This window comes from Kitasatospora aureofaciens (assembly GCF_019192735.1).
Classification (GTDB): Bacteria; Actinomycetota; Actinomycetes; order Streptomycetales; family Streptomycetaceae; genus Kitasatospora; species Kitasatospora aureofaciens_A.
Window position 1 is genome coordinate 24,012 of sequence record NZ_JAHTKP010000056.1, and the last position, 13,867, is coordinate 37,878.

At 72.0% G+C, this 13,867-nt stretch carries 8 protein-coding genes; 7 read left to right on the plus strand and 1 reads right to left on the minus strand.

From position 1 onward, the window contains the following. Positions 1–657: 657 nt before the first annotated feature. The 4 genes from KV557_RS33310 to KV557_RS33325 are packed head-to-tail and all read left to right on the plus strand — an operon-like array spanning position 658 to position 9,183. Positions 658–2,292: a DUF2397 family protein gene (locus KV557_RS33310; RefSeq protein WP_308130194.1), complete on the plus strand. Its 1,635-nt coding sequence runs from the start codon at positions 658–660 to the stop codon at positions 2,290–2,292. Continuing rightward, positions 2,289–3,674 (plus strand): DUF2398 family protein, encoded by a 1,386-nt coding sequence (locus tag KV557_RS33315; RefSeq protein ID WP_256178325.1) that lies wholly within the window; start codon positions 2,289–2,291, stop codon positions 3,672–3,674. The genes KV557_RS33310 and KV557_RS33315 overlap by 4 nt, the downstream gene beginning before the upstream one ends. Then, entirely contained in the window at positions 3,671–7,903 is a 4,233-nt protein-coding gene (locus tag KV557_RS44615; protein WP_218205296.1) for an SbcC/MukB-like Walker B domain-containing protein, read from the plus strand. The genes KV557_RS33315 and KV557_RS44615 overlap by 4 nt, the downstream gene beginning before the upstream one ends. Beyond that, positions 7,900–9,183, plus strand: a complete 1,284-nt coding sequence (locus KV557_RS33325; protein WP_218205297.1) for a DUF2399 domain-containing protein — start codon at positions 7,900–7,902, stop codon at positions 9,181–9,183. Before KV557_RS44615 ends, KV557_RS33325 begins: the two co-directional genes overlap by 4 nt. On the opposite strand, the gene KV557_RS33330 is transcribed toward KV557_RS33325, so the two are convergent. Further along, entirely contained in the window at positions 9,142–9,693 is a 552-nt protein-coding gene (locus tag KV557_RS33330) for a hypothetical protein (protein WP_218205298.1), read from the minus strand. The two genes, KV557_RS33325 and KV557_RS33330, sit on opposite strands and share 42 nt — an antisense overlap. Before the next feature lie 378 nt (positions 9,694–10,071). Between KV557_RS33330 and KV557_RS33335 the strand changes: the two genes are divergently transcribed. From KV557_RS33335 to KV557_RS33345, 3 genes are read left to right on the plus strand one after another with little or no spacing between them, the layout of a single operon-like run. Further along, a complete protein-coding gene (locus tag KV557_RS33335; protein WP_218205299.1) occupies positions 10,072–10,707 on the plus strand; it encodes a hypothetical protein in 636 nt (211 codons plus the stop codon). A 13-nt stretch (positions 10,708–10,720) separates the two neighbouring features. Beyond that, a complete protein-coding gene (locus KV557_RS33340) occupies positions 10,721–13,252 on the plus strand; it encodes a helix-turn-helix domain-containing protein (protein WP_218205300.1) in 2,532 nt (843 codons plus the stop codon). Next, the gene (locus KV557_RS33345; RefSeq protein ID WP_218205301.1) at positions 13,252–13,803 is read left to right on the plus strand and encodes a hypothetical protein; all 552 of its coding nucleotides are present in this window, start codon (positions 13,252–13,254) and stop codon (positions 13,801–13,803) included. Before KV557_RS33340 ends, KV557_RS33345 begins: the two co-directional genes overlap by 1 nt. Positions 13,804–13,867: the final 64 nt, after the last annotated feature.

The following is a 13,867-nucleotide window of genomic DNA, read 5'->3' on the forward strand; positions in this document are numbered from 1 at the left end:
CGGTCAGCAGTCGGCTTGCTGCCAGTAGGAAGGGGCAGGCCGATTGGCCGTGGTTGGAGCTCTCGATTCGGTCCCGGCTCGACTTGACCCTGGGGCCGGCAGTTGGCGCAACGCCAGCGTGACTCCAGGGCAGAGCGGGGGCAAGCATGGCGGTTGTCAGACTCGGGTTCTCGGCGCAGCCGTCGAACTGGGCGGCGAGGGCCGGGTACTCGGTCTGCAGCGATCGCCCTTGGCGTACGCGGCCCGGTGCATTGGGTAGCTTGGGTGTGATGGGGCTGCATTATTGATATAGAACGCACTATCGAATTCATGGCATGTTTCTCTGCGTGCTAGCCGCTGTCGAGGCCCTCGCGGGAATGGCCGAATTCGATGAGGTGGCACTGCGGCGCCGTGTGCCGAAGTGCCGCTCCGGCTTCGGATGTTGGTGCGTTCAAGTTGGGTAAGCACAGCTCATGAACAGGTCTGAGGCATCCCCGGCGCAGGTGCGGCCCGGTCGCAGTCCTGTTTCCCATTCCGAGCGTCGAGCAGCACATTCCAGCCATGCATAGCGGCGGAGATCTGTGTGAATTGACGGGAACCCCGGTGCGCTGTCAGGGGAGGGGGCTACTTTTCCGTCGGGAGATCGGGCATGCGCTTGTCGGCGCGGCTGGGGGAGTGGTGACAGTAGACGAACTGAGTCCCGAAGCGGCCGGCGGTGCGGGCGACGCGCGCCAGGTCGTGGGATACCTGGTACGGCAGGAGTCCGGCGACTACATCGCGATCATGGATGTGTTGGAGGGGTCGGTCACCGACCTGACGGTCGCTGAGGTCACGGCTGCGCTGGCGGCGACAGGATTGCGCATGGAGGCGCGTCTCGTCGAGGTACGCCTGGGCGCGCTCAAAGCCATGGGGGCGGTCTCCGTGCGGTCCGACACCACCCGGGCCCGCCATTACGTCGAGATCCTCGCCCGGAACTGGCGCTACACCGCCAGTCCCGCAGGCCGACACGTCCAGCGCTTCTACCGGCAGGTCCTGGCGGGGACCGCGACCGTGCGGGAAATCCCGATCGTGTCACTGAGCCGCATCGTCACTCACCTCGAGCAGCTCGCCGCAGCCCTGGGCACAGGGGAGCCGGCCACCACTCGCCTCGACACCGCGATGCTGGACGCGGTCAGCACGGTATTCACCAGCCACGACGACCTCGACGCCGCTCTGGTCGGCGCGGAGGACGCGCTGGTGGGCCTCGCCGACCGGTTCGACCTGGACGAAGAGCGCACCAACGACCTCAAGGGCCTGCTCGTCGACTACGCCACCCGCGTCGCCTCCGAGCTCGACTCCGGCTCCGCACGGGCGGCCGCAGCGCTGGCGGTGCTCCGCCCGTGGTTCGGCCTGCTGGCCCAAGCCGCCGTGGACGCCTCCCAGGCCCGCGACCTCATCGCCGCCGGTGCTCTCAGCGCCTCCCGAGGAGGCCGCGCGGAAGACTGGCAGGGACTGTGTGCCTGGTTCGACGTCCGCGGCGGACGAGCGGCACGGTTCTCGCTGCGCCTGATCCGGGCGCTGCCGAGCATGCACGCCAACCTGCGCCGGCTCCACTCGTCGTCAGGGGTTGTCTCCACCCGTACCCGCGCTCTGAGCCTCGCCCGGGCGGTGCTGACACCGGAGATCGGCGTGCAGATCTTCCAAGCCGCAGTAGGCGACCACTCCTGGCGCAAGCTTTACGGGCAGGCCGACGAGGACGACGCTGGCCGCAACCCTTCCTGGCGCGGCGGGCCGCAAGTCCCGGTACCGACCTTGCTGCGCACTACCGGCCGCTCGGGCCCGCGAGGCGGGGGCGCCAAGCCGCGTGACGACGCGGCGGCCAGGGCGCAGGTCGCCCAGGCGCGGGCACGGCGGCAAGCCGAGCACACGGATGCCGTCGCCAGGGTCCTGGCCTCGATTCCAGGACAGCACCTGGACGAGGCCGCCGCCCGCGCCGCACTGGCGGCTCTCATGGCCGCCGCCCGAACCACCGCAACAGGCCCCCGGCGCACCGGGGCCAGCGACGGGCTCGCCTGCACCCTCGTCCACACCGGCCGTGGTACCGGGGCTCTGACCGCCCCCACCTGGCGCGTCCTGCTGCCCGGCCGCATCGCCCTGTTCCACCAGCCCGGCCGCCGTCCCTCGGCCGCTGCCCTCGCCGCTGTCGCGGGCACCGCGACGACACACGACACCGCCGCGCACGTCACGCTGAGCCTCACTCCGCGCCCCGGCCCATTGATTCCCGTTGCGGATGGGGCCCACGACACCGTGACTCGGCAGGAAGGTGCAGCATGAGCGAGAAGACGGATTCCGGGCCACTCGAGCCCGGACCAGGGCCGGATGCCAGTCCCGCCCGCCAGCCGCTGCGCAGGCGAAAAGCCTGGCGACCCGAGGCCGACACCGAGGTCGCCACGCTTCTGCGTCGCCTGGCCGCCACGCCGTGGCTGGTCGGCGGCCGCCACGACGACCTGATCGCCGCAGTACGCCGCAACGCGCCCGCCCTGCGCTCTGTGGTGGCCCGCATGGGCTGGGTCCTGATCATCGAACGCGACCTGGTGCGGCTGCGGAAGAGTCCGCCCCCGCGTCCGCGGGAATGGGCGACCCAAGGGCCGAGCCCCGCCGTCTGCTCCTGGTTCTTCCTGCTGATGGCGGCCGCCGAGTCGATGCTGCCGCGCATCGCCGTCGGACACCTCGTCACCCAGGCCCGCGCAGCTGCCGCAGAAGCCGGACTTCCCGTCGCCTACGACATGGCCGAACGCCGCGCGATCCTCGCCGGCCTGCGCATGCTCGACGAACGCGGCGTCATCGAGCGCCTCGACGGAGATCTCGACAGCTACCTGTACGACGAGCAGGCCCCCGTGCTGCTCGCCGTCCACCACACCCGGCTGGCCTACGTCATCGCCAACCCCGGCACCCTCGATCCGGCTTCCGACCCGCACGCATGGCTTGAGCAGGTGCAGCGCGAACCGGACGCGGCCCGCCGGATGCGCCGCGCGCTCGTCGACGACACCTGCGTGCACGCCGCGCTCCTGGACGACGCCGAGGCACAGTGGCTGAGCCAGCGGGTACGCGGCGACGACGGCGGCCCCCTGGCCGATGCTTTCGGGCTCGCCCTGGAGCGCCGTGCTGAAGGCGCCGCGTTCGTCGTCCCGGACGACGCTTTCCGGCACTTTCGCGAACTCGGCCCCATCCCCTTCCCTGCACCGGGCACCATCGCGCATGCCGCACTGCTGCTGCTCGACCACGCCGCCCTGGGCGGCACCACCGACGGCGGCCCCGGACCAGGTTGGCGCGGACTGGCCGAGGACCAGGTGCTGGCCGCACTGGCAGGCTTCGCGGACAACAACGCCTCCGGGAAGGGCGGTTGGGGAGCCGAGTACGCGCAGGACCCGGCCCTGCTGGCCGGGAAAGTCCGCGACCTGCTGACCGGCGCCAACCTCGCCCGACTCACTCCGTCGCAGCCTGCAGCCAGCGAACAGGCCAGCCCCACCTGGTGGTTCGCCCCCACTGCTGGCCGCTGGGCGGCGGAGGGCACCGCGGTCCACAAGACCGCGCGGTCCCGCAATACCCCGACCCGTCGCCGAACCGCCACGAAGAACAGCGGGCCCGTCCAAGTCCAGCAGGGACTGTTCAGCGAATCCGCAGCCGACGAGACCCCGGAGAAGCACCTCCTGTGAGCGACATCCTCGACCTTGACTTCAACACCCCCCTGACACCCCCGCCGGCCGGAGACGCAACCCGCTTCGGCGGCCGCTGGCGCCTGACCGGCGCAGGGCTGTCGAACGTATGGCGCTACGGCGATCTGGACCTTCCGGCCGCCTCAGGACGGCTGCTGCTGCGTGGCCCCAACGGGACCGGCAAGACCACCGCACTGGAGGCCCTGTGGCCGTACCTGCTCGATCTGAACGCGGCCAAGCTCGCGGCCGGCAAGGCACGTCCCACCACACTGAAGGGGCTGATGAGCGAAGGAGCGCTCACCAAGGGCCGCCGCTACGGATACCTGTGGCTGACCTTCGCCACCCCGGACGACGAGCCAGCCGCGAGCGCCGCGCAGGCGACCACCGACCCCGTGGTGAGCTTCGGCGTCCGCCTCCAATACTCGCCGAGCTCCACACCTGCCGTGAACGTCGTCCCCTTCACCGTGCCAGGCCGCCCGCTCAAGGAACTGGCGCTGCGCGGCCCCAACGGAGGCGCACTCGAAATCGACGAGTTCACCGCCCGCATCCAGGCCGCCGGCGGACACGTGTTTCCCGACCCCGAGTCCTACGTCGAGCACCTCGCCGCCCGGATCTGGTCCACCACCGCCGACGAACTGCGCCTCCTCGCCTCACGCCTGCGCGAGGTCCGCAACCCGACACTGCTGGGCGACGTCTCCCCGGCCGCGGCCGCCGACGCGCTGCGCCAGTCCCTCCCCGGTGTGGCCGGCGACGTCCTCTCGGCCACCGCCGAGGCCCTCGCCGAATCAAACACCACCCGCGACGCGTTCGAACGTGACGAACACGCCGCCACCCACCTGCAGGACTTCGCCCGCGTGTGGACCGGGCACGTCGTCGACGTCACCCGTGCCGCCTACACCGCCGCCCGCCAGTCGGACACCGACACCCGGGCACGCGAAAAGCGCGTCAAACAGCGCGGCGGTGAACTCTCCGAAGCGCAGTCTGCCGCCGGACGGGCCGCCGCCGAGGTCCAACGACTCGACGACTCCCACACCGCAGCCCAGGCCGCAGCCCGTGCCATCGAAACCAGCGACGCCTACCGGTCCCACGGGCGCGCCATGGACCTCCGCAAGCGACTCAAAGCCGAACAGGGCGCCGCAGCCAGCAGCTACGCCAGCCTGCGCGCCGCAGCCGAGCAGGCCCGCACGCAGACCGCGACAGGCCGAGACGCCCTCGACGACGTCATCGGCGACATCGAAGAGATCGCGGCGACCGCGCAGGAAGCAGGTGCCCGGCCCGTCGCGCTCGAAACCCTCATCGCCCACTACCCCCGGGCCCGCGCCACCCGGACCGTCGCCGACCAAGCCGTCGACCCGGGGCCGGGAATCACCCTCACCCACGACGACGCGAGCCTGCGAAACCTCGCCACCGACTGGACGGCTGCAGCCCAGGAACGTCGCGCCACAGCGGACAAGGCCGCACTCGTCCTGCGGGACCACGAGCGCGTCGCCGCCGCCGACACGGAAGCCCGAACCGCGCATCGCAAGGCGACCGACGCCGAGAACGCCTACGACGAAGCCGACCAGGCCCACGAGCACGCCACCGCGGCCGCCCGCTCGGCCGCCCATCAGACACTCGCCGACGTCGCCCGGTGGGCGCTCGCACACCCACATCTGCGCGGCCTGACCGACGAGCCGGCCACCCACCGCGACGCGCAGCAGATCTGGGACACCGACGACGTCGAAGCCCTCGCCCACGCCGAACCCTCCGCCGTACGCGACCAGCTCAACACCTGGGCCGAGCAGGCCCTGCACACCGGCGAGAGTGCCGCAGCCGCCCACGACAACCAAGCCAAGCAGCACCTCGAAGCCGCAGCCGCCCATGACCACGCGGCTCGACAGAACCGCGACGACGCCCGCCGCCTGCGCGCCGGAAAGCTGCTCCCGCTGCCGCGCCCGGACTGGGCCGGCCCCGGAGACGACGACACCGCGCTCGGCGCGCTGCTCGAATGGCGCCCCGAAGCCGACCACAAGGACGACCAGAAAGCACTCATCGAGCTGGCGCTCGCCAACTCGGGAATCCTCGGAGCCCATCTACACGCGGACGGCGCCGCCACTCACGCCTGGCGAGTCAGCCCTGCGGGCGCCAGCCCGTGCGAGGGCAATCTGACCGCCGTCCTCACCGTCGTCCCCAGCCATCCGCAGGCGGAACTCGCCCGGGCAGTCCTGGAACGCATCGCCCTGGCCGACAGCGCCACCGGCCACCGCGGTACCGCTGCCCCGGTCATCGGGCGCGACGGCACCTTCGCGATCGGCCCCCTCATCGCAGACCCGCGAGTCGCCGTCGCCGAGATCCCCCCTGCCTCGCACATCGGCGCCCGCACGCGCCTGGCAACCGCACGAGCCAGAGCCGACGAACTCGACGCGGCCGCCGAGGAACTCGAAATCCTCGCCGACCACGAGCGCGACACCGCCGCCGATCGAGGACGGCAGCGCGACGCGGTCCGCCGTCAGGCGCGGGCTTTCCCTCCACGAGGCGAGCTGACCAACGCCGAGGCGGAACGGGCCCGCACCGCCAAGGAAGCACACCGACGCCACGACACGGCCCAGGCCCTGCGCCAGCACGCCGCCGACGCCGCGGCCGAGCACAAACGCCGGAACACCGCTTGGACGGCCCGCGCACGGAGCCTGGACCTGCCCGCCGACCCCGACAGCCTGGCCGAACTGATCGAGGACGGCCGCACACGCACCCGGATACTCACCGACTGCTCACAGCAGATGACCTCGCGGCTACTGCCGAGACTTGAGCGCGCCCTTCGGATACTCCCGGACGAAACCGCTCTCGCCGAGCACCTCGCCGAACTTCAGCACACTGCCCGGACTGCACACACCACGGTGCTCCAGACCCAGGCCGAGCTCACCGAGACACAGTCCCACGGCGACTCCGACGACGCGGCACGCCGCTACGAGCAGGCCGTCGCCCAGGCGACGAGCCTTGACTCCGAACTCTCATCAGCCCGCGAACACGCCGTCGAAGCCGAGAAACACCTCACCGCCTGCGAACTCGCGCTCGCCTCCGCCCGGGAACGGCTGGACGATGCGCGCCCCCAGCAGAAGACCACCCGGGCTCGTCTAGCCGCCCTGCTCGCCTGGCCCCCTGCAGCTCAGGCCCTCGGAGCCGACACCGACTGGGCCGGTTTCCGCGAAGACGCCGCCGGGCTCGACCTCCTCGACGCCGTCGAAGAGCACCTCGCCCGACGTCCCACGGCCTCCAAGAAGACCCTCGGCGAACGCTACGACACCCTGCGCGCGGAACTGGCCCAGACCTGGACCGTCGCCCGCGACGAGCCGCCCGCCGGCCTCGAGCAGCTCGAAGCCTTCGTCCTCACCCACGAGGACACCCCCTACAACCCCCTGAGTGCCGCCACCCGCGCGCAGGCCCTCGCCGACAGAGCCCGAGCCGCCCTCGACGCCGCCGAAGCGGCGGCACTACGCGACTTCGTCATCGGACGACTGCCCGCCGCGCTCGGGACCGCATGGGCAACCCTGACGGAGTGGAGGAAGACCGTCAACCGCAAGATGCGTGCAGCCCAGGCATCCTCCGGAGTCGGAGTCCAGGTCCAGATCGCCCTGCGGGACGACCTCGACGCCGCCACCCGCACCGTCTACCACCTGTCATGCGAAGTCGGCGACGCGATCCGCACCGAAGAACAGAAAGAACAGGTCGGCCAAGCACTCCAGGCACTGCTGGCCGCCGCAGACGGCTCCACCATGGAAGAACGCCTCGCCGCCGCCGTCGACATCCGTACCTGGGTCACCGTCCGCTACCTCGTCGAGCGCCCCGGACCCGACGGCACACCCGTCACCGGTCAATGGGGCTCACGCACCGGCCTGTCCGGCGGCGAACGGCGCCTCGTCGTCCTGGCCCCCATGCTCGCCGCCATCGCCGCCAACTACGACCGCCACACACCCACCGGACTGCGCCTGGTCCCGCTCGACGAAGTGCCCGCCGAAGTCGACGAACGCGGACGCGAAGGCCTCGCCCGCTACCTCGCCGAACTCGACCTGGACATCCTGTGCACCTCCTACCTGTGGGACGGCGCCCCCGGCGCATGGGACGGAATCGACGCCCACGACCTCGAAGCAGGCAGCGACGGCACCGTCGTCGCCTTCCCCATGCTGATCCGGACGAACCAGGTCCTGCCTGGCGACCCCGGACAGGACGACGGCCAGGCGGGAGGACCGGCATGAGCTGCCAGCTGTGCAGCGGGGCATGCATGGACGCCGACCTCACCCCGTTGCTGCGGCCCGAACTCGCCTGGCTGTGGCAGGCCCTCGCCGCGACAGCCGACCGCCGCGGCGACGAACACCTCACCACCGGGCCCGCCGTGACGGTGACCGTCCCTGCCGACCCGGCGCAGCGCGCCGCCGCAGCCGGCCTCATCCGGGGAAGACCGCTGGAGCCCGGCCAGCGTCGCCGCATTACCCTCGAGGAACTCACCACAGCGCTCGCCGCCCGCGGGCCCCGGATCACCCCAGGCGCCGTCGCAGCCCACGCCTGCAACCGGCGCCTGGCAGAAAAGGCCCGCGGCCACGCCGAGAAGAACGCGGCAAGCGACCGAATCCGCGCCCAGCTCGATAGTTCTCTGACAACCCTGCCCGGCCACGTCCGCGAACTCCTCGGCCCTGCAACCCTCTTCAGCCGGCTACGCGGCCTCGGCTGGATCACCCGACTCGCCCACGCTCAGGACGCGGCCGAACTCCTCGACCAGGCACTGCAGGTGGCATCCCGCCTGCCCTTGCCCGGCCAACGCATCGACCGCCGTCTCCTGGTGCCCGGAAACCCGCACGCACTCGACGCAGGAGCACTGCCGGCGCTCGTCCTCGCCCTCACTGGATCACCCGGCTCGGGCGCGCGGTCGAGCTGGGCACGCCTCGGTGTGGACTACGACGACCTGCTCGGCGGGCTCATCGTCACCGGGGTCCACCCCACGGGCTGGCACATCCCGGCCGGGGCGACCGTCACCATCCCGCCGAGAGAACTGGCCCCGATCACGTGGGAGCCGCCACCGGCCACCAGCGAGTGGGTGTTCGTGACGGAGAACCCCTCCGTCCTGGCCGCCGCAGCGAACCGCCATGCCCTGGCGGGGGCCACAGCCGAAGCACCCAGGGTGATCTGCACCGCCGGTACGCCGTCACAACTGGAATGCGATGCGATCGCGCTCCTCGCGGATGCCGGCTGGCGCATCGCCGTCAGGGCCGACTTCGACCCGCCAGGCCTGGCACACGTGCGCGCACTCCTCGCAGCAGCCCCGGACGCGATCCCGTGGCGGATGGGGGCGGCTGACTACCTCGCGGCCGCCCCCGAAGGCACCGACGGCGCCGACACCATGCGACTGCAGGACACAGACTCGCCCTGGGATCCCGACCTGGTGTCCGCGATGGTGAAGCGCTCCGTCCCGGTGTACGAGGAGGACCTCCTTCACCAGCTACTCGGTGACATCGCGGGCGGTACGCCCGGAGACTCTTGATCCAAGCCAATCCAAGCCGGTGACGTGCCACGCTCGGCGACTGTGGGCCATGAATCCGAGATTCAGGAGTGAACTTGTCTGGCCGTCAGGTGGCTGGCGCTTGGAATCTACGACGGCCACCTCGGCGACGATGAACCACGGTTTGTGGCCGTCTCGCCGGCACTCGATTTTGAGCCGGAGCGGCTTGCCTTCCCACTGCCGTTCCCAGGATCCTGTGTTCCAACGCGGCGCGGGGCTCGGCTCCATCGCAAGCGGCTGGTGATCCCCGGCCTCCAGCGCGAACGTCCCCGAGACCCGGCCGAGCCGATCGGCCTCATTGACACCCGGCTTCAAGCGCAGCGGCGACCACACGACCGCGGCGAGATCATCCTTGGATGGTGATCCGCCGAGATGGGAATGCCCGGCGTGGTCGACGCCGGCCTCGTTCTGCACAGTGACGATGACCGGGTCCAGGCGGTCCAGGCTGACGGGGCCGGTCAGGTTCACCTGAAGGGTGCTCGTGTCGGGCACGAAGGCGAGTCGGATCTGCGGGGTGAGTTCGCGGTGCCAGCGGTCGTGCTCGATCGCGGCCAGCGAGTCGGCGGTGCGGTTCGCGGCTCACGACGCCTCGTTCGATCGACGGGACGACAGCAGGGCGAGCCCTGCGGCTATCGCGCTGCCGATTGCGGCAGTGGTGCCCAGGAAGGTGGCCAGCGGAGAAGTCATGGCGGGGGCTACCAACCCCTGCTGACAAAGCGCCCGCCTGCGTCAGAGCGGGACTGGCGTGCTCGGCAAGGCGGATGACGGGGACCAAGGGCGTGCAGCAGGTGCCGCGCGCCCTTTCCTCTTGGGATCCAAGAGTGGACGAGCGTAGCATTTGGTTATGTCGTACTGTTTGGGTGTTGAATCGTGAGGATCAGTATCGGCGGGGAGCGGGTCGAGGTGCCCGATGACCTGGGCCGGGCGCTGCTCGCGGCGCTGCGCGACGAGCAGCCCGTGAAGCCACCACAGGCCTCCACCTTCGATGACCTGACCGCCTTGGTCTACTGCATCAGCCGGGTCACCCAGCGCCTGACCGTGGTCAAGGAGCTGGCGATGTCCCGCGCGGACGCGACCGGTGGCTACTCCAACCGGCGTGCCCTGGGCCTGGCGGCGGGTATGGCGCCCTCGCAGCTGGGCCGGGTCCTTCAGGGCCACGGGCTGCCGCGCGACCGCCGCGCCGGCGGCGTGGACCTGGCCGTCGCCTTCCGCACCGCCGACGACGGTGTGCTGCACCTGGCTGCCGAGGAGGATGTGGTCGGCCTGCCCTCGTTCACTTTGCCGTTCAACCCCGCGCAGATAGTGGTGGAGCCGACGGAGTTCGCCGGACGGGAGCTCGTCTTCTACTACCGGCCCCAGGTGCCGATCGCGGTGGCCGGCCTCGGGCGCACCGCCGGCTACACCCTGCGACCCGAGCGGGGCCTGATCGCCTGCGTCACCGAGCAGGTCTTCGACAAATTGTTCGGCGACCCGCGTCTCGACCCGACCCGACCCAACGGACGCTGAGGAGCACCGCCCGATGTCCGACGAGCTGTTCGACTCCGTCGATGCCCTGCTGGCGGCCGTGAACACCGGCCTGCCGCTTCCGGCCGAGCGGGCGAGGCTGCGCCTGGCGGCCGGTCTGACGCCTGCGCAGATCGCGGCGGCTCTGCGGGTGGACTCGTCCTTGGTGCGGGGCTGGGAGGATGGCAGCGCCGTTCCGGGCCCGGACATTGCCCCAGCCTACGCGCGGCTGCTGGCGGGCCTGGCGGAGCGCTTCCCCGCCCCCGCGCAGCCCGCGGCCGCTCCTGCCCCGGTCGTGCCGCAGGCGTTCACCGCCCCGGCGCCCCCCCAGGACACCGCTGACGGCCTGGCGGTCCCGATGCTCGACCAGAACCCGGACGGCTCGCTGGTGATGGGCGAGGCGGCGCCGTGTGTGCAGTGTGGTCAGCCCTCCGTCTACCGCGCCCAGGGCCGCCCGATGCACCTGGGCGGGTTCTGCCGCCCCGCCGCCCCGGCGCCCGAGCCGGCCATCGCTCAGCAGCCGGCCGCCACCTCGGCCCCGGCCGAGCAGCCCCCGGCCACACCCGCGCCCGCTGCTCCCGTCGCCTCCGGGCCGGTCGCCCCCGCTGCTGCTGCTCCTGCCTCCTCGGCGCCGGTCCGGCCCGTGCCCACCGCGGCCACCGCGTCGCCGGCCCCGGTGGCCGGGCCGCGCCCGGCGACGACCCGCACGACGGGTCGGCCCGCCGCTGCCCGTCCGGCCGCGGCGCGGCCTGCCAGCTCGGCCGCCACGGCTGCTGCCGCGCGCTGGTGGCCGGCGGTCGCGCTGGACGTCGCCGAGGACGGCGGCTGGGTGCTGGATGTCCCGCAGGTCCCGGCCCCGGCCGGGGCCAATCTCGGCGACTGGTTCGCGTGGCTGGGCACCGGGCTGCCGCTGCGCGTCGAGCGCGCCCACCCGGCCGGACGCGGCGGCGACGGCATGGTCTGCCTGACCGCCGCCGCGCTCAAGCAGCTCGGCCTGCCCGCCGCGCTGCCGACGACCGAGAAGGCCCTGACCGCGCTCCAAGCCAAGCTCGCGAAGGCCGCCGCCGCGGTGGGCATGGAGATCAGCGACCAGATCGGCCCGTCCTTCCACGCCTTCCGCCGCGCCGGGTCGGCCGGCGGCCCGAAGACCTCGGTCCGAGTCACGGTGGCGCCGTGGCTGGGTCAGGGCGACGGCCGCCAGCAGGCCACCAGCGCCCTCGCCGGCCCGCTGGCCACCACCCCCGACGGCACCAGGGACGGGCTTGTCCTGGCGCGTCGCTACCGGGCGTTCACCGCGGACCTGGGCGTCGCGCCGGGGGCGACGACCGCCTCGACCGCGATGCTGCTCCTGGACGCGGTGCGCCCGCGCGTGGAGTGGGTCAAGGACCAGGCGACGGGGGAGTGGTCCTCGCACCTGCGCGAGGGCGCACTGCCCACGGGTGACCTGTGCGTGCCGCCGGCCGCCGGGGCCCGCCACCCGCTGACCCGCGAACTTCTCAGCAAGGGAGAGGCGGTGTGCGAGGAGGAGGACTACAAGTGGTGGGCCCGCCCCCTCACCGATGACGAGGCCCGGCGTCCGTGGGCGGTCGCGGTCGACGTCTGCGCCTCCTACCTGTCCGTCACCGACTCCCTGCGCCTGCCCATCGGCCCGTACGCGTACGTGGAGCACCCGGCCTGGGACGGCGGCAAGAGGGCCGGCCTGTGGTGGTGCGACTTCACCGGCATCGCGGTGGACGAGCTGCTGCCGCACCCGGCCACCTTCCACGGCCAGCCGCCCACCGGCCCGAGCTGGTACGCCACCGTGACGGTCGCCTACATGGCCACCACCTACGGCTTCGACCCGGCCACCATCACCGCCGCCTACCTGGCCGCCCACACCGCCCCGCTGCTCAAGGAGTGGACCACCCGCATCCGCTCCGGCTACAAGCGGACCTACGCCGACCTCGGCCTGGTCGACGGCCAGAGCCCGACCGAGTTCCTGGCCGCCTACGCCGTACACAAGGACGCCAGCACCGATCCGGTCCGCGCGGACGCCCTGGTCCTCGCCGGGGCCTACAAGAACATCTACAAGGGCGGCATCGGCAAGTGGGCCGACTCCGCCCGCCACCTGGACGACCAGACGTGGCTGGAGAAGGTCGCCACCGCGTGGTCCTACGACCCCGCGCTGCGCTTCCACGTCATCGCCGCCGCCCGCATCGCCGCCCACCGCCGCCTGCGCAAAACCCTGCTGCTCACCGGCCGCGCCCCCTTCGCGGTCAACGTCGACAGCTACCTGTACGCCACCGACGCCCCGTCCCCGCTGGAGCTGCTCCCGGTCAAGGACGACGGCACCCCGGTCCCCGGCGCGCTGCGCCTGGGCATCGCCCCGGGCAGCCACAAGCACGAGGCCTCGATCCCGCTTGAGGCCGTGGTCGAGGCGATGGGCCGCCAGGAGCACCCCTCCAAGCTGGTCCACCACTACACCATCGACGGCACCCCGATCGGCCACCAGCAGCCCGGCACCGACGCGGCCGGCACCGGCAACGACGATGAGGAAGGCGGTAACTGATGGCGGGCGGCAAGGGGTTGTTCGGCCGGGTACGCGAGGCCATGTTCCCCTCCCGGAAGGCGCCGGTGCAGTCCACGACGCAGGCCGGTCAGGTGCGGGAGCGCAAGTACGGCGGCAGCACCAAGGCCATGGCCGCCGCCTACGGCGTCGCGCCGCGCACCGTGCTGCGCTGGATCGACGGCACCCGCCACCCCAAGGGGGCGGACGCCGAGCGGCTGCAGCGCGAGGCGGTCGACGTGCAGACCACCGAGCGCGGCCGGGAGCGCAGGGCCAAGCAGCTGGCTCAGCGCGGCACGGTCTCCGGGATCGGGGCCCGGGTCGGCCGCGCCGTGTCGTTCGAGATCCGCGGCTCGGACGCGGTTCGGGCCCGCGACATCCACCTGAACCTCTCGGGCGAGCAGGCGGCTGCCCTGGCCCTCGCCGAGGACGAGGACGAGCTACGACAGATCGTCGGCCAAGCCCTCGCGGACTACTTCAACGGAGGCGCCGGCTACGGAGGCTTCTCGGCTGACGACTTCGACTTCGACCCAAGCGACTTCGACCTGAGCTGAACGTCTTACCGGTGTCGGCCAGGGGTGCGCCAGCGGGCCAGTGCCGCCGCTTGCTGCGTTGACT